Raw genomic sequence first — 18,238 nt, forward strand, 5'->3', positions numbered from 1 at the left:
GCATGGGCCGTATCCACGAGATGAAGAGCGTGTTGTTTGGAATTGTTCTGACTACTTCTTCAAGCAAGCATGTTTCCTTTAAAGCCAAATCCTGTCAATCAGGAAACCCTATTTCCTTACGAACCATAGGCTTTCAAGACTGATTTCGGGCTGCCAACGCTGACCGCTTGACCGTGGTGCTCTCCGCCTTCCGCCGTTGACGTTACAGTTATGTTGCAACCCAGCAACGCGTTTAGCAATTATTCTCATTTTTAATACCAATACTGCATTTTGCTTTTGAATTGAAAATGAGAATGGGTATCATTAATGTCGCTGTACGGGGAATACGGCCAGTAAGAGCAAGGCAACCGCAGCACACGCTAAAAACAGACACAAATTGGAAGTCGTCAATGAAATCTCTCTTTACCGTAAAGCGCTTGCCACTCGTTCTGGCAAGCGTTTTTGCTGCCAGTGGTGCAGTTGCTCAAGACAGCACACCCGTTCAACTTAGCCCTGTTGTCGTAACCGCTTCGGGCTTTGAGCAGGATATTAAAGAAGCTCCGGCTTCGATTACCGTCATTACCCGCGAGGACCTGGAAAACAAGTTTTACCGCGATGCCTACGACGCCCTGTCAGATGTACCCGGCGTGATTGTGACGGGCGGTGGCGACCGTCGTGACATTACGATTCGCGGCATGAGCTCCAAGTACACGCTGATCCTCATCGACGGCAAACGCCAAAGCTCTACCGAAACACGAACCAACTCGGACTCTTCCGGTGTGGAAGGCGGCTGGACCCCTCCCCTGACCGAAATTGAACGTATCGAAGTGGTGCGTGGCCCTATGTCCTCACTGTATGGCTCCGACGCCATGGGCGGTGTAATCAACATCATTACCCGCAAGGTGCCCAAGCAATGGGGGGGAGCCGTCCGCCTGGACAGCACCTTGCAATCGCATAGCCGCTCCGGCGATATCTTCCAAGGCAACTTCATGCTGGGCGGGCCGATCAAAGACGGCCTGCTGGGTTTGCAAGTCTATGGTCAGCAGACCAATCGTCAAGAAGACGATATCTACAACGGCTATCGCAAGCGTGAGTCCTTTGAAGTCGGGGCTAAGCTGAGCCTGACTCCTTCGGACAACCACAGCTTTGTGCTGGAAGGCAGCAGCAAGCGTCAAAAATACAACTCCACGCTGGGTAAAACCGTCGAACCCGTGGCTCCGGGTACCGCTTGCGGTCGCTTTGGCTGCCCCGCCAGCTCCGAAACGGATTACCGCGGTGAGAAAGTATCCTTGACCCACAACGGCAACTGGGGCTTTGCCACGTCCGACACCTACGTGCAGCAGGAAGACTTCAACAACAAGTCACGGGATATGCGCATCAAAAACACCGATGCACGTACCGCCTGGGTCGCTCCATTGGGGGATCATTTGCTGACTATCGGTGCTTCTTACCAGCATCAGAAGCTGAACGATGAAACCGGTAACCAGCTCACCACGGGCATCAGCCGCATCAAACGCACCCAGTGGGCGCTGTTCATGGAAGATGAGTGGAGCCTGACCAACCGCTTTGCCCTGACTGGCGGCCTGCGCTACGACCACGACGAAAACTTTGGCAAGCACGTCAGCCCTCGTATTTATGGTGTGTGGTCGGCCACCGACAACTGGACGATCAAAGGCGGGGTGTCCACAGGCTTTCGTGCCCCCGACTTGCGGCAAACCATCCCCGGTTGGGGCCAGGTCAGCCGCGGTGGCAATATGTACGGCAATCCTGATCTGAAGCCAGAAAAATCGCTGTCCCAGGAATTTGGGGTGATGTATGACACGCTGGAAGGCTTTTCTGCCGGCGTGACCCTGTTCAACAACGACTTCAAGGACAAGATCACCCGCGTGTCGTGCCCGAGCACCAAATGCACTGACGGTCCCAACCAGTTTGGTTCCAACCCAACCACCTACGAAAACGTGGACAAGGCAGTCACTCGCGGCATTGAAACCAATTTCACGTGGGATCTGGCCAAGGACTGGACCTTGAAGGCCAACTATACCTACACCGACTCCAAGCAAAAGAGCGGTCCTAACGAAGGTCAGCCTCTGAATCAGATGCCCAAGCACATGGCCAATGTCAGCCTGGACTGGCGCCCGACCGAGAAGATCAGCACATGGGCACGCGTGAACTACCGTGGCAAAGAAAGCGAGCCAGTCAGCTCGGCTTCCTCTTCCAGCACACGCGCTCCGTCCTATACCTTCGTGGACTTGGGCGGCACCTACAAGCTGAACAAGAACGTAGACCTGTACGCAGGCATCTACAACGTACTGGATAAACAAGTCCGTTATGAAGACTACAGCTACGTGGAAGATGGCCGCCGTTACTGGCTGGGCGTAGGCCTGCGTTTCTAAAAACCTTGCCCCCCGCCAATGGCCGGCACCTCGGGTGCCGGCCATTTTTATTTCTCCACGGCATTCGCACCTCTTACCCGACAGATAAGCGCTTCCTTGCGCCCCAACAGCGCTAGACTAAAGCCTTGTTCGCCAGTTTTCTGGCGCCTGAGTCACCACAGTCGGGAGCTGACCTTGTCGTCCGTCGAGCCTGATCTTGCGATCTATGCTGGCCCTCATGCCTATCGTCACATTCAAAACCATGGCTTGCATGCCAAAGACATCAGCACGCTGATTGGCAGCGCCGGAGGGCCCAAGGCCCTGGCACTGACCGGGCTGGATCAGTATCTGTTTGGAGACTGGCTCAACACCCATGACGAGCCGCTCTGGCTGTTTGGCAGCTCGATTGCCTCCTGGCGCTTTGCCTGCGCCGCCCAGAACGATCCCTACAAAGCCTTTGCGGACTTTGCCCAGCTTTACATACACAGCCCGTTTATGCCCCAATCCACCGTGGCGGACATTACGCGCTCGACGCAGGGCATGCTCCGAACCTTGCTGGGGAACGCGGACGCCCAGGCGGCCATCCTGAACCACCCACGTTATCGCTTTGCCATCACCGTTGCACGCAGCAAAGGCTGGGCCAGCTCTCGGAACCCCAGGCAGCTCGGCGCAGCCTTGCTGGGCTGCATGGTCGGAAACTATGTCCATCCTGCCATCCCTCACTGGTTTTTTGAGCGGGTCATTGTGCATGACACCCGCAGCCCCTTGCCGATTGAGGACAAGCATCGAAAACAGGCTCGCTATGCCGCGCTGGACGAACACAATCTGTTCGAGACCCTGGCAGCCAGCACCGCGATACCACTTGTGATTGACGGGGTGGATGCCGCTCACAACTGGCCTGCCGGGCTCTACCGGGATGGCGGTCTGGTCGATTACAACTTTTGCGCACTGGATCTGGAGGGCCCCGGCCTGAGCCTGTTTCCCCATTTCACCCAGAACATCAGTGCCAGCTGGTTCGACAAATACCTGCCACGCTGGCAAAAGGCACGTCGGCCACATAGCCTGGACAAGCTGGTTTTGCTCTGTCCCACACCCCGCTTTTATCAGCGGCTGAACGAGTGCAAAATTCCCAGCCGGTCCGACTACAAGCGTTTATCGGATGCAGACCGGCGTCAGGCTTGGCAAAACTCGGTGGAACAAAGCCAGCGCCTGGGCGAGCAGTTTGCTCAATGGGTGGCCACCGACCAGCTCGCGCAGCGTGTCCGTCCGCTCCCCTTCCCCTAGCTAAAAGCCTGCAGGACCCACAGGCAATTTAGTATCATTTCACCTTCAACCTATTTCCTGGTGCGTGCTCATGGATACCCCCGTTCGTCTGACCCAATACAGCCATGGAGCCGGTTGCGGCTGCAAGATCTCTCCCAAGGTACTGGACATTATCCTGGCCGGCAGTGGCGCCCAGAATCTGGACCCGAATCTGTGGGTGGGCAATACCTCCCGCGATGATGCCGCCGTGTACGGCCTGAACGAGGAAACAGGCGTCGTCTCGACCACTGATTTTTTCATGCCCATCGTGGATGACCCGTATGACTTCGGGCGCATCGCCGCTACCAACGCCATCAGCGATATCTATGCCATGGGTGGCAAGCCGATCATGGCGATTGCGATTCTGGGCTGGCCCATCAACGTGCTGTCTCCGGAAATCGCGCGCGAAGTGGTGCGTGGCGGACGCGCCGCCTGCGATGCTGCCGGCATTGCCCTGGCGGGAGGCCACTCCATTGACGCGCCCGAACCTATTTTTGGTCTGGCCGTTACAGGCGTCGTGGATAAAGCACAGTTAAAGCGCAACGACACCGCCACCGAGGGCTGTCAGCTTTATCTGACCAAGCCTTTGGGCATCGGTGTTCTGACCACAGCCGAAAAAAAGGCCAAGCTGCGCCCCGAAGACCAGAATCTGGCTCGCGACTGGATGTGTACGCTGAACAAGCCCGGTAGCCGCTTTGCCCAACTGGCCGGCGTGAAAGCCATGACGGACGTAACGGGCTTTGGTCTGCTGGGTCACCTGATTGAAATGGCCGATGGCAGCGGCCTGACTGCCCGTTTGAATCTGGACCGCGTCCCTTTGTTGCCCGGCATTGAATACTATCTGGAACAAGGCTGCGTCCCCGGCGGAACCCAACGTAACTTTGACAGCTACGGCCACCGCATTGCCACCATCAGCCAGGACCAGATCAACATCCTGTGCGATCCGCAAACCAGCGGTGGGTTGCTGATCGCTGTGGAGCCTTCTGCCACGGCCGAATTCATGACCATGGCGGCCGAACTGGGTTTGAAACTGGACGCCATCGGGGAATTCATCCCCGCCAACACCTACGCTGTTGAAATTGCTTGATGCGCCCTGACACCCACGACTACCGCGAGCTGTTCCTGAATGATGTACCTTTGATGGACGCTCGCGCTCCGGTCGAATTTAGCAAAGGGGCCTTTCCCGGCGCACTGAACCTGCCCCTGATGAACGATGAAGAACGTCATCAAGTCGGGATTTGCTACAAGCAGCATGGTCAGCAAGCGGCCATCGCCCTGGGTAACAAACTGGTCAGCGGTTCCATTAAAGCAGCCCGTCTGCAAGCCTGGGTGCAGTTTGCACAGACGCACCCTGAAGGCTACCTCTATTGCTTTCGGGGCGGCCTGCGTAGCCAGATCACACAAACCTGGCTACGCGAAGAGGCAGGCATCCTCTACCCCCGTGTGGTAGGGGGCTATAAAGCCATGCGCGGCTTTTTACTGAACAATCTGGAACAAACCGTCAGCAAGGCCCAGTTCCAGGTGCTGGGCGGCATGACAGGCACCGGCAAGACCGATGTGCTGCTACAGCTTGAACACAGCCTGGACCTCGAAGGCTATGCGCATCATCGGGGCTCCAGCTTTGGCAAACATGCCACCGGCCAGCCCAGTCAGATCGACTTTGAACATCGTCTGTCCATCGCCATGCTGAAAAAGACAAACCAAGGACATCAGCGCTTTGTACTGGAAGATGAAAGTCAAACCATAGGACGTTGCAGCCTGCCGCTCAGCCTGTATCGCGGGATGCAGCACTGGCCGATCATCTGGCTGGAAGACAGTCTGGAAAACCGGATCACGCGCATTGTGCGCGACTATGTTCAGAACCTGCATGCCGAGTTCACCCAAGAACACGACCCGCAAACGGGCTTTGCCCTGTTTGCGGCGCAGTTGCGCCAAAGCCTGTCGCGCATCACCAAACGACTGGGGCATCAACGCTACCAGCAGCTCTCCGCCATCATGGACGCTGCCTTGCAAGAGCAGGAACGCAGTGGCGCACTGGATGGGCACCGCGATTGGATTGGCGGCTTGCTGACGCAATATTACGACCCTATGTACAGTTATCAACGCCAACAGAAAGCCGAGCGCGTCATTTTTCAGGGTGACGCCGAGGCAGTGCTGAATTATTTGCGTCACCCGGCCTGATCCAGGCGCCCGCCCCGTCCACAGCAAGGCCGTCCATCTTTTCACGCAAGCGCGGGCAGCCTGAGCGGGGCCTGCGCCCACGCTTGTCAGAATCTGTCCTTGCGCTGACACAACGAGTAAACAAAGGGTAACCCCTACCATCTTGCAAGAATCTTGTTGCAGGTGGTACGAAATGAAGTCCCTCAAATGCTTGGTCCGGCATGTCCAGTTGCGCACGCTGTGGCTCCTTCTCTTTGTTCTGGCCGCCTGTTTAAGCAGTCCCGCAGCCCACTCCACTTCGCGCATTGCCCATTTTCTGCCGGACATTGCCCTCAATGAGATTTTCCCCGCCGCCACACATGCCAGCGAGCCGGAAGGCAAGCTGCCTGTATCCAAAGTCTTTAAGGATCAGGAACAACTAGGGTATGTGTATGTGACGACCGATATCGTCAACACCCGCGGCTACTCCAGCTTTCCCATCGATACTCTGGTTGCTCTGGACATGGAAGGCAGCATCGTCGCTGCCAGACTGCTGGAACACCACGAACCCATTGTCTTGATCGGCATCCCCGAGTCCCGGGTAGAGGCGTTCATTCAAGGCTATATCGGCCAGAACTACATCAAGAACCGGCCTAAACCGGGCGCACCGCCTCCTGTTGACATCATCAGTGGCGCTACCGTGACCCTGATGGTGGTGGGCGACAGCATCATGCGTTCCTCCCAACTGCTCGGCCGGCAAGAAGGCATAGGCCAGCCTGCCGCTCCCGCCGTGGCGCAGGCCACCGTCAAACGCAGCATAGACACCCGCAACCACACCCTGTCCAGCTGGGACGAGCTGCTCCAAAGCGGCGCTGTCCAAGGCCTGCATGTCAGTGTGGCCGATATCAACCAGGCCTTTAAGGACAGCGGCCGCAGCGAGGCCGCTGCCCACCCCCAGGAGGGCGACCCGCAAGACACCTTTATCGATTTGTACGTTGCCCTGGTAAGCGTGCCCAGCATCGGTCAAAGCCTGCTGGGAGAGGCCGATTACAACTACCTGCAACAAGAACTGAAACCCGGCCAGCAGGCCATGCTGGTCGTGGGCAATGGGCTGTATTCCTTCAAGGGATCGGGCTATGTGCGAGGCGGGATTTTTGACCGCATCGAAATCATCCAGGACCTGGACAGCTTTCACTTCACCGACCTGGATCACCAACGTCTGCCCGGCGTGAAAGCCGCAGGTGCTCCGGATTTCAAAGAAGCCGCCCTGTTCAAGATCCCTGCTACCGCCACCTTTGATCCTGTTTTACCCTGGCGACTGCAACTGTTGGTACAGCGTGTGCTTAGCGTCAAAGACAAAGCCTTTGTCACGCTGAACCTGAATTACCAGCTTCCTGACTCCTATTTGACGGCGCCCCCTCCAGCAGCCGCTGCAGCGGCCCCCGAAGCCGCAGAGCACGATGACCTGGAAACCGCCAGCGAGCCTTTGTACAAGCAAATCTGGGCTGGCAAGAAGGTACAAATTGCCGTGCTGCTGGTGTCTTTGCTGACCTTGGGCGGAGTCTTCTTCTTCCAGGACACGCTGACAAAACACGAGGTGTTCTACCGACGCTTTCGTATTGGCTTTCTGCTGTTCTCCCTGGTCTGGATTGGCTGGTACGCCTCGGCCCAATTGTCCGTGGTGAATGTACTGACGTTCTCCCACGCCCTGCGCACCGATTTCCGCTGGGAATACTTCCTGATGGATCCACTGGTCTTCATTCTGTGGATTGCTACCGCCATTTCCCTGATTTTCTGGAACCGGGGCGCCTTCTGTGGCTGGCTCTGTCCTTTCGGAGCACTGCAAGAGCTGGCCAACAAGCTGGCCCGCTTCCTGCGCATTCCCCAGATCAAGGTGGCCTACAGCGCCCATAAACGGCTGGTAGCCATCAAGTACGTGACCTTCATTCTGCTGTTTGGCTTTGCCCTGTACGACATGGCCGTGGCCGAAAAGATGGCCGAAGTCGAACCCTTCAAGACCGCCATCATCCTGAAATTCATCCGCGACTGGCCCTTCACGATCTTTGCCGTACTGCTGCTGATTGCCAGCCTGTTCATCGAGCGTTTTTACTGCCGCTATCTCTGTGCCCTGGGCGCTGCCCTGGCCATCCCCGCCCGCCTGCGCATTTTTGACTGGCTGCGTCGCTACCCCATGTGTGGCAACCCCTGTCAGCGCTGTGCGACCGACTGTCCCGTACAAGCCATCGAGCCCGAAGGCCCCATCAACCCCAACGAATGTATCCAGTGTCTGAATTGCCAGATGCTGTATCACCACGAGAAAAAATGCCCGCACCTGATTCAAAAGATCGCCAAGCGCAAGCGAGATAAACCGGCCCCCGTTGCCGTTGCCAGCTCGCTGCAAGACGATGCTGCTGCCCGCCCTACCGTGCGTCCACGCAGCGTAGACAGTACCGATTCCACCCCCGCCACGCCGTGAGACGCCTGGGCGCGCCCCAGCGCCAAGTCGGTCACGTCATCACACACAAGGAAAATCACACCATGTCCGAGAACAAGCAGGATAAACAGGGTCTGAGCCGCCGCGCCTTTTTGGGCACCGCCGCCTTATCCGGCGCTGCTGTGGTCAGCGCCACCCACATTGGCAATGCCTTGGCCGATACCAAAAAGGCGCCGAACGGGCAAAGCGCCCATATTGAGCCGGGCGAGCTGGACCAGTACTACGCCTTTAATTCCGGTGGTCAGTCCGGCGAGATCCGCATCATGGGTCTGCCCTCCATGCGCGAACTGATGCGCATCCCGATCTTCAATATTTGTAGTGCCACCGGCTGGGGGATTACCAACGAAAGCCGCCAGATCATGCGCGCCAATCTGACGCCTGAAACCCTGGCGTTTGCAGACTCCCTGGGCGGCATTTTGCCCAATGGCGATGCTCACCACCCCCATATGTCCTTTACCGACGGGACCTATGACGGGCGCTTCATCTACATCAACGACAAGGCCAATAACCGCGTGGCTCGCGTGCGCTGCGATGTCATGAAGTGCGACAAGATCATTGAGATTCCCAATGCCGACGGTATCCACGGCCTGCGCCCGCAACGCTACCCACGCACCGGCTATGTGTTCTGCAACGGCGAGCACATCGTCCCCCTGCCCAATAACGGCACAATCTTTGGCAACCCCAAGGAAAACTATTTCTCGGTGTTTACCGCCATTGATGGCGACACCATGGAAATCGCCTGGCAGGTGATCGTGGACGGCAACCTGGACAATTGCGACGCCGACTACCAGGGCAAGTACGCGTTCTCCACCTGCTACAACTCCGAAAAGGGAATAGATGTAGGCGAGATGAGCGCCAACGAGCAGGACTGGGCCGTGGTGTTCAACCTGAAAGCCATTGAAGACGGCGTCAAGAAAGGCGACTTCAAAGAAATGCAGGGCGTCAAAGTGCTGGATGGCCGCAAAGGCTCGCGCTACACCCGCTACATCCCCGTACCCAACTCCCCCCACGGTTGCAATGCCTCCCCCGATGGCATCCACGTGGTCTTTAACGGCAAGCTCTCGCCCACCGTCACCATGATCGACGTGCGCCGCCTGGATGACTTGTTTGCCGACAAGATCAAACCACGCGACTGCGTAGTGGCAGAACCTCAACTGGGCCTAGGCCCACTGCACACGGCCTATGACGGCCGCGGTAATGCCTACACCACGCTGTTTATCGACAGCCAGATCGTGAAGTGGAACATTGCCAAGGCCATCGAGGCGTATCAGGGCAAGGACGTAGACCCCATCATCCAGAAACTGGACGTGCACTACCAGCCCGGCCACAACCACACCACCATGGGCGAGACCAAAGAGGCCGATGGCAAATGGCTGGTGTCGCTGAACAAGTTCTCCAAAGACCGCTTCCTGAACGTAGGCCCGCTCAAACCCGAGAACGATCAGTTGATCGACATTTCAGGCGATGTGATGAAGCTGGTCCACGATGGCCCAAGTTTTGCCGAACCGCACGACATGCTGCTGGTTGCCGCCGAAAAAGTACGACCCAAGCGCGTCTGGACTCGCGACGATCCATGGTGGGACAGCGCACGGAAGATGGCCGAGAAAGATGGCGTCACCCTGGAAGGTGCCTCCAAGGTCATCCGGGATGGCAACAAGGTTCGGGTCTACATGACTGCCGTGGCACCCGTGTTCTCCGTGCCCAGCTTTGAGGTCAATCAGGGCGATGAAGTCACCGTCGTAGTCACCAATATGGAAATGATCGAAGACTTGACCCACGGCTTCACCCTGTCTGGCTATGGCGTGGCCATGGAAATTGGACCGCAGCAAACCAGCTCGGTCACCTTCACGGCCTCTCGCCCCGGTGTGCATTGGTACTACTGCCAGTGGTTCTGCCACGCCTTGCACATGGAAATGTCCGGTCAGATGAATGTGAAACCCAAAGCCTGACGGTGACATGAAGCCTTTCCGCCTGCTCCCCGCCCGTGCACGATGCCTCAGCCCAACCCTGGTGCTGAGGCTGGCCTTCAAGCCGCTTACGATCCTGGCCTTTGCGGCCAGTGGTCTGGCTGCTCAAGCGGCCACCATTGAGGTGCCTGCCGATACCGCGCTGCAAGCCGTTATCGATGCCGCCCAAGCCGGCGACATCCTGATGCTGGCTCCCGGCACGTATCAGGGCAATATCATCGTGAACAAACCTTTGACGCTTCAAGGCCCCAGCAACCGGCAAGCCGTGTTGATGGGCGAACGTGAAGGTCGCACGGTGTGGGTCCAGGCGGAAGATGTGCAGATACGTCAGATCACCGTGCGCAATTCCGGCTTGAGCCTGCCGGATATGGATGCGGGCATCTTCCTGGACAAGCCCGCCCATAACGCCCTGATCGAAAACAACGACATCCTCGACAATCTGGTGGGGGTATATGTCTGGGGGCCCCACAACGCGCTGGTGCAGCACAACACTATCGTGGGCAATAAAGAGCTGCGTCTGAATGAGCGTGGCAATGGCGTGACCGTCTGGAACTCCCCCGGCTCACGCATCTTGTACAACGATATTTCCTGGGGTCGCGACGGGATTTTTTCCAATACCAGCCGCGACAATGTGTTCAGCCACAACCGCTTTACCCAGCTACGCTATGCGGTGCACTACATGTACACCAATAACAGCGAGGTCAGCAGCAATGTCTCCATAGGCAATGACATTGCTTATGCCCTGATGTTTTCGCAGTTCCTGACGGTACGTGAAAACATCAGCATCAACAGCACACATCAAGGCTTGATGCTCAACGCCGCCCAGCAATCGACCATTACCGACAATATCGTGGACGGGGCCGAGAAAGGCGTTTTTCTCTACAACGCCAACTTCAACAAGATCTCCGGCAACCTGATTCAGAACACCCAGATCGGGGTGCACTACACCGCCGGTTCCGAAGGCAATGAGATCACGGAAAACGCCTTCATCCAGAACCAGAATCAGGTGAAGTATGTGGGCACCCGCTACCTGGAGTGGTCCAGCAAGGACCGGGGCAATTACTGGAGCGATCACAGCGCCTTTGACCTGAACGGTGACGGCATCGGTGACACCGCTTATCGCCCCAATGGCCTGATTGAACAACTGGTGTGGCGAGCCCCTTCGGCCCGCGTGCTCTTGAACAGCCCCGCCGTTTCCATTGTGCGCTGGGCGCAAACCCAATTTCCTGCCATTTTGCCCGGCGGCATCATCGATAGCGCACCGCTGATGCGTGCGCCCGACAATCCCGTCTGGGAGCGCTACAAGGCCCATCATGACTCCATCCAATAACCGCCCGGCCCCTGTCTCGCTGTCCAATGTCAGCAAACTGTATGGCCAGCAGCGCGCTACCAACGCGGTGAACTTCGAGCTTTACCCCGGCCAATGCACGGTGCTGGCTGGCCACAATGGCGCAGGCAAAAGTACTGTCATCAAACTGATTCTGGGCCTGATCCGTGCCGATGAAGGCAAGGTCACCTTGCTGGACCACGATGCGGGTTCATCCCAGGCTGTCCGGCTGCGAGCCCATATCGGCTACCTGCCTGAAACCGTCGCCTTGCACCCTGCCTTGACCGGCACCGAAACACTGGCGTTTTACGCCCGCCTCAAAGGGCTGCCGACCAGTGACAACCAGGCTTTACTGGCACGTGTCGGCATTGCCCAAGCGGCTCACAAACGCGTAGGCACGTACTCCAAAGGCATGCGCCAACGGCTGGCACTGGCCCAAACCCTGCTGGGCAAACCCCGTGTGCTTTTGCTGGATGAACCCACAACCGGACTGGACCCGGCCTCCCGTCTGCTGTTCTACGAGATCGTGCAAGAACTGCGCGATGCCGGGGCCACCATCCTGCTCAGCACCCACGCGCTGGCAGAAATGGAACGACTGGCCGATCGCATCATCGTGATGCAGCAGGGCCGCAAAATTGCAGACGGCACCTTGTCCGACCTGCGCCAGCATGCCGGCTTGCCGGTACGCATTCGCCTGACCGTGGAACGCATACCGGACCCTGTGCCACCGCACTGGAAACCCATAGGCACAAACCGCCTGGAGCGTCATTGCACTGAAGCGGAAAAAATCCAGATCCTGCGTGAGGCGCACACCCTGCCTGGCTTGAAGGATCTGGAGCTGGAGTCCCCCGGTTTGGACGAGCTTTATGCGCACTTTTTAAAGCGCGAGGATTACTGAGCCATGAACCCTGTCCTGATCATCATCCAAAAGGAAGTGCGCGACGGGCTGCGCAACCGCTGGGTACTGGCAGTCACCCTCTTGCTGGCCACCCTGGCCTTGTCGCTCGGCTTTCTGGGCAGCGCCCCCACCGGCAGCGTCAAGGTCGACCCGTTGACTGTGACGGTGGTCAGCCTGTCCAGTCTGTCTATTTTCCTGATCCCGCTCATCGCCATGCTGCTGTCCTACGATGCCATTGTGGGCGAGATCGAACGCGGCACCCTGTCCTTGCTGCTCAGCTACCCGGTCCATCGCTGGCAGGTACTGGTGGGCAAATTTCTGGGTCATGCCCTGATCCTGAGCCTGTCTACCGTCGTGGGCTACGGCCTGGCAGGCATCACCTTGCAAGTGGCGCATGGAGGCCTGGACTTCAGCGTCTGGACGCCCTTTCTGGCCATGATGGGGGCCAGCGTTCTGCTCGGCGCCAGTTTCCTGTCCATGGGCTATTTCATCAGCACCCTGGTCAGAGAACGTGCAACGGCAGCAGGTCTGGCCATCGGTATCTGGCTGTTCTTCGTGGTGATTTATGACATGGCTCTGCTAGGCATTCTGGTTGCCGATCAAGGCGCCATGATCACCGCGTCCTGGCTGAACATCATTCTGCTGTTCAACCCCACCGACGTGTACCGCCTGCTAAATCTGACCGGCTATGAGAATGTCGCCATGTTTGCCGGCATGGCCGGTTTAAGTGAACAGGCTCGCCTGCCCGCCAGCGTGCTGATGGGCGTTCTGCTGCTATGGATCGCTGTGCCTTTTGGTCTGGCAAGCCTGGTATTTAAAAGAAAAGCATTATGAAAAAACTGCGCACTTTTCTGTTGCTGTGCCTGGGACTGATACTGGCCGCTTGTGGCCAGCCTGAGCCTATACAGGCCCCACCGCCGCCCGTCGTCCAGATCCCCCACACCGCCGTAGGCCACTATTGCGGCATGTACCTGTTCGAGCACCAAGGCCCCAAAGGGCAAATTCTTCTGCGCGAACGCGAAGCGCCGCTCTGGTTCACCACCATACGCGAGGTCTTTGCCTACACCATGCTGCCTGAAGAATCCAAAGCCATCGCCGCTACTTATGTCCAAGACATGGCCCAGCGCGATCAGGACGGTCAGTTCCCCGAACAAGCCTGGATACCGGCACAAGATGCCTGGTATCTGATCTACAGCCGCTATACCGGCGGCATGGGCACCATCGATGCCCTGCCCTTTAGCCAGGAGCAGGCCGCCAAGGACTTCCAACAACAACATGGCGGCCAATTGGTTCGCTTTGCCGACATGCCGGAGAACTACATCTTCGGTGCAGTCGCACTGCCTTGAAACGCTTATCTTCCTGATCCCAGGTATTTGCCATGACTTCTACTCCTGTTTCCCGTCGTCGTTTTATCGGTATCGTGGCCGCGACCAGCGCACTGACTTGCGTGCCTTGGGCAGTCAAAGCGATGCAAGCGGTCCCTACCCCGCTCAGCTCCTGGCAAGGTGTGGCTTTGGGTGCGGACGCACAACTGCATATCCACCACCCCGACCCGGTTTTTGCACAGACCTTGATCGATCAAGCCTTGTCCGAAGTGCGACGACTGGAGCGAATATTCAGCCTGTATCAGGAAGACAGCGCCTTGCGACGTCTGAACCGCGACGGCTATCTGAAGCAAGCCCCCGGTGATCTGACGCGTCTGCTACAGGAATCACAACGACTTAGCGCGCTGACCGACGGGGCTTTTGACCCGACGGTGCAAGTACTCTGGGAACTGTATAGCCAAGCGGCCCAAGGCAAGGGCAATCAGGCGGCTGTCCCAGACGCAGCCCAGATCAGTCAGACACTGCAACAAGTCGGCCACCAGGCCATACTTATTCAGGAGGACTCCATCTGGCTGCAGCGGCCAGGCATGGCCTTAACCCTGAACGGTATTGCCCAAGGCTACATTACCGACCGCATCACCGAGCAGCTCAAACAGGCAGGGCTGGAACACGCCCTGATCGACATGGGAGAGATACGCAGCGTCGGCCTGGCTCCGGGCAATCGTCCCTGGCGGGTTGGTCTGACAGGGGACCCGGCAGAGCCAACCCGCCTCTTGAATCTGGACGTACGCAATCAGGCCGTCAGCACTTCGTCGGGCGCGGGAACCGCACTGAGCCATGATGGCTCTGTCACTCATCTGTTCAACCCGGCCAATGGACAGGCTCGACCCTTGTATCGCAGTGTCTCGGTCGTGGCGGGCAACGCCACCATTGCCGATGCCTTGTCCACGGCGTTCTCATGGATGTCGCCCCCAGCGATTGCGCGGGTTCTGGCCAGCGACCCCGGTTTGCAGGCATGGGTCCTACCCTATGATGGCAAACATCTGGTGCCGATCCATTCGTAAACACCCCGTCAAACCCGCTTACCAGGGGGCGCTCAAGCCCGACAAAGCCTCGTACAATGGCGGTTTCGTCTACCGCAGGCCTAATCCCCATGTCCGTGAACTGTCCAAGCCTTCCCTCTGCTGCCCCTTTGCCCGGTCTGCCAGAATGGACCGGGTTTTGTGAGGCGGCGCGTCAATCCGATCGCTACGCACTGGACCTGCACTGCCTGAAGGCAGCGGGCCTGCAAGTGGACTTGAGTGGGCAACGGCACTCGCCAGAACTACAGGCGGCCGGAGCCGCACTACTGGCCGCCCGCCATTTCGATCAGGCTCGCACACAATTGCTGAGCGGTGGCATCGTCAACAATACCGAGCAGCGCGCCGCCTGGCATAGCGCCCTACGCGCCCCTGCCCCCATCGCAGACGTGGCCAAGGAACGTGAACGCATGAACGAATTCGTGCGTGTCGCTGACTCCGAGCGCCGCTGGCGCAACATCATCCATATCGGCATTGGCGGCAGCGACTGGGGCGTGCGGCTGTCCTTGGCTGCCTTTGGCTATCGTCACAGCTGGCGCAATGTGCGCTTTCTGGCCAATATCGATGGCCATGCGCTAGAACATGCCCTATCGGGCATGGACCCGCATGACACCCTGATTGTCATTGCCTCCAAATCCTTCACCACCACAGAGACCTTGAAAAACGGGCAACGCGCCCTGGAATGGCTGCAGGCTGCCGGCGTCGCCAACCCCTATGAACAGATTGTGGCCGTTACCGCCCGTCCGGACACCGCCGCACGCTGGGGCGTGCCGCAAAAACAAATCTTTCAGTTCTGGGATTGGGTCGGTGGGCGCTTTTCACTCTGGTCTGCCGTCAGTCTGACCACTGCCCTGGCCGTCAGCAGTGATGTGGTGGCCGGGATGCTGTCAGGCGCGGCTGCCATGGATCAACATTTCCAGGAAGCCCCCATTGCCTCCAACGTGCCCGTGCAAATGGCTCTGGCGGGGGTGGTCAATCGCAGTGTACTGGGCTATGGCTCACTGAATATTTCGCCCTACGATTTTCGCCTTGGCAATCTGGTCCCCTACATCCAGCAATTGGATATGGAGTCCCTGGGCAAATCCGTCACCACCGGCGGAGAGCCCGTAGGCGTCGCCACGGGCGCAGCCGTCTGGGGTCTGGCAGGAACCGACGCGCAGCACACCTTTTACCAGTGGCTGCACCAGGGCAGCGACGGCGCTCCCGTTGACTTTATTGTGTGCCAGCAGGCGGATCACCATCAGGCCGAGCACCATCATCTGTTGTTGGCCAATTGTCTGGCCCAGCGCGAGGCGCTGATGCGCGGCAAAACCTACGAACAGGCCCTGGCCGAATGCGAGCAGCAGGGCCTGGGCGAACAGGCCGCCGAGCTGGCCCACCACCGTGTCCACTCGGGCGGACGCCCCAACACGCTGATCGTGCTGCCGCGTCTGAACCCGTTCTCACTGGGCGCCTTGCTGGCCTTGTACGAACACAAGATTTTCGTGCAGGCCCTGATCTGGGGTATCAATCCCTTCGATCAGTGGGGCGTGGAATACGGCAAAGTATTGGCCAATGGGATTTTGCAGGAGCTGTCTGGTGAAAAAGAGATCTCTGTCATCCATGATGCGTCTACTCGGCATTGGATAGACGTTTTCAAAGGCTAAGCACACTAACTGCCAAATATCATCATTTACGCAAAAGACCTATGTAGTAGACGCATCTAGGGACAATTTATATCGAGAAAAAATTATAGGCCTATAAAATCCTAGGTCTATAGGCTTAAGGATGATATACAGAAGTGGGCACAAAATCAAATGAGCTGATTTACAATAAAATCACGATGATTTTATGCACTATCCAATACCCTATAAAAATCCGCAGATCGCGATCAAGAGAAAAATACTCGCACCCATAAATCAACACTGGAGCAAAAATGCTTAAAGAATTGGATCTAAAATATAGATTTGGATTTTTGATAGAAACAAAACAAGAAAAACTAAATACATCACACTGCAGTTTTCTTAACTCTTGGGATTTCACACAATGTGGAGAGGCCGTCATTGCTCACCACCACGAAGCAAAAATATCGAAATTCCAATTCAAAGATCATTTTGTTTTCACTTTAGGTGATATCTTCTGCGCACATGGAACCGAAAATTTAGAAAACACATTAAAGCAATTCACAGAAGAAAATGACTGGGATGCAATTGATAACCTATCTGGAAGATTTGCTATATTAACTTATAACAAAAAAAACAATAGTTTTGAAAAAATACTAACAGACCCTATTGGGTCCCGAACCCTATTTTACTCCACCATTCAACCAGGTTTAGTAGCAAGCCACTCGTCACTTCTAGCGGAAATTTTAAATATAAACAGAGACCAAGAAACAATAGAATTTACAAAATCAGAAGATTTTCTAACAATAAGAACAAAATTTCTACCAGCTGATTTGACCATGTATAAAAACATATATGGATTACCAGCCAATCATTACTATTCATTTGAAGAACACAAAGCCATCAGATTTTGGCCAAGAAACCCAATAAAACCAAATAACATTGAAAATCTACTTGAGATAAGCAAAGAGTATCTACTTAAACAAATTGAATATTTTTCAGCATTAGGAAAAAGGCCCGTTATAGGATTAACTGGAGGAGTAGACTGCAGATCAATAATAGCCGCCTGGAATAGCCGCAAGATTCATTTTAAATGCTTAACTTGGAATCGAAATCTATCAAATGAGGAAGTTATAATTATAAAAAAAATAAGCTCACATCTATACGCAGACAGCTATTTCCTAGATGTTAAAAAAACCGAAAACACAGAACCATTCAAGGCACTAAAGAATTCTGGCTATATAAATCGAGGAAGTTTTATAGGGGGCGCAGTTCTTACAGCACAAACAGCTGAGTTTTCTGGCCCAAGCGATATATTTGTGAGAGGCTTAGGAGGAGAAATTTTGCGCGGCATGTTTAACAAAAAAACAAGCAAAGAAAGTAAAATAGAAGACGGAACATATGCCATTAACTTGTACAAAACTAGTCGACTAAAAAATCCAACGACAGAATTCCGCCTATTCGTAGAAAAATCATACAATGATTTTTTTGATAGAATAAATTTAAAAAATCAAAAATTATTCAATTATGATTTTGGAGATTTAATTTATTGGGAACAAAGAATGAGCATGTGGGCTGCCTCTCTGCTTAACGAAGCCGACCCCGCACTCAAAAACATCGCTGGATTAAATAGCAGGAAAATGTATGAAGCAGCTTATGGACTTCCAGATGAAGAGCGCTTTCAGAGAGAGCTACTATTAAAAATCACTTCTAACTTTGACCCTTATCTTGCTAATTTACCAGTCACCTAGACTT

The 18,238-nt window shown here is 55.9% G+C and carries 13 protein-coding genes; all 13 read left to right on the forward strand.

Annotated elements, in window-relative coordinates; translation table 11 throughout:
• Positions 1-389: 389 nt before the first annotated feature.
• The 13 genes from FE795_RS15550 to FE795_RS15610 all read left to right on the forward strand — a co-directional run bounded on the left by FE795_RS15550 (position 390) and on the right by FE795_RS15610 (position 18,234).
• Positions 390-2,372 carry a ligand-gated channel protein gene (locus tag FE795_RS15550; RefSeq protein WP_003805078.1) on the forward strand — a complete coding sequence of 661 codons (1,983 nt, stop codon included), beginning with the start codon at positions 390-392 and terminating at the stop codon, positions 2,370-2,372.
• Positions 2,373-2,546: 174 nt separating this feature from the next.
• Positions 2,547-3,635 carry a hypothetical protein gene (locus FE795_RS15555; RefSeq protein ID WP_003805079.1) on the forward strand — a complete coding sequence of 363 codons (1,089 nt, stop codon included), beginning with the start codon at positions 2,547-2,549 and terminating at the stop codon, positions 3,633-3,635.
• Positions 3,636-3,705: 70 nt separating this feature from the next.
• Entirely contained in the window at positions 3,706-4,740 is a 1,035-nt protein-coding gene (selD, locus tag FE795_RS15560; RefSeq protein WP_003805081.1) for a selenide, water dikinase SelD, read from the forward strand.
• Entirely contained in the window at positions 4,740-5,834 is a 1,095-nt protein-coding gene (mnmH, locus tag FE795_RS15565; RefSeq protein ID WP_003805083.1) for a tRNA 2-selenouridine(34) synthase MnmH, read from the forward strand. The genes selD and mnmH overlap by 1 nt, the downstream gene beginning before the upstream one ends.
• Before the next feature lie 172 nt (positions 5,835-6,006).
• Entirely contained in the window at positions 6,007-8,268 is a 2,262-nt protein-coding gene (locus tag FE795_RS15570; protein ID WP_219235239.1) for a NosR/NirI family protein, read from the forward strand.
• 62 nt (positions 8,269-8,330) lie between these two features.
• Complete coding sequence (nosZ, locus tag FE795_RS15575) at positions 8,331-10,235, forward strand: TAT-dependent nitrous-oxide reductase (RefSeq protein WP_045929507.1); 1,905 nt, start codon at positions 8,331-8,333, stop codon at positions 10,233-10,235.
• A gap of 7 nt (positions 10,236-10,242) precedes the next feature.
• Positions 10,243-11,583, forward strand: coding sequence for a nitrous oxide reductase family maturation protein NosD (locus FE795_RS15580; protein WP_230406217.1), 1,341 nt, complete (start codon positions 10,243-10,245; stop codon positions 11,581-11,583).
• Entirely contained in the window at positions 11,567-12,478 is a 912-nt protein-coding gene (locus FE795_RS15585) for an ABC transporter ATP-binding protein (RefSeq protein WP_219235241.1), read from the forward strand. Before FE795_RS15580 ends, FE795_RS15585 begins: the two co-directional genes overlap by 17 nt.
• A gap of 3 nt (positions 12,479-12,481) precedes the next feature.
• On the forward strand, positions 12,482-13,312 hold the full coding sequence (locus tag FE795_RS15590; RefSeq protein ID WP_219235243.1) for an ABC transporter permease: 831 nt from the start codon (positions 12,482-12,484) through the stop codon (positions 13,310-13,312).
• Positions 13,309-13,824 (forward strand): nitrous oxide reductase accessory protein NosL, encoded by a 516-nt coding sequence (locus tag FE795_RS15595; RefSeq protein ID WP_131071019.1) that lies wholly within the window; start codon positions 13,309-13,311, stop codon positions 13,822-13,824. Before FE795_RS15590 ends, FE795_RS15595 begins: the two co-directional genes overlap by 4 nt.
• A 32-nt stretch (positions 13,825-13,856) precedes the next feature.
• Positions 13,857-14,867 (forward strand): FAD:protein FMN transferase, encoded by a 1,011-nt coding sequence (locus tag FE795_RS15600; RefSeq protein ID WP_219235245.1) that lies wholly within the window; start codon positions 13,857-13,859, stop codon positions 14,865-14,867.
• 89 nt (positions 14,868-14,956) lie between these two features.
• Complete coding sequence (gene pgi / locus FE795_RS15605; protein WP_219235247.1) at positions 14,957-16,528, forward strand: glucose-6-phosphate isomerase; 1,572 nt, start codon at positions 14,957-14,959, stop codon at positions 16,526-16,528.
• Positions 16,529-16,797: 269 nt separating this feature from the next.
• The gene (locus FE795_RS15610; protein ID WP_219235249.1) at positions 16,798-18,234 is read left to right on the forward strand and encodes an asparagine synthetase B family protein; all 1,437 of its coding nucleotides are present in this window, start codon (positions 16,798-16,800) and stop codon (positions 18,232-18,234) included.
• The last annotated feature ends 4 nt before the right edge of the window (positions 18,235-18,238 follow it).

Source organism: Alcaligenes ammonioxydans (assembly GCF_019343455.1).
Classification (GTDB): domain Bacteria; phylum Pseudomonadota; class Gammaproteobacteria; order Burkholderiales; family Burkholderiaceae_B; genus Alcaligenes; species Alcaligenes ammonioxydans.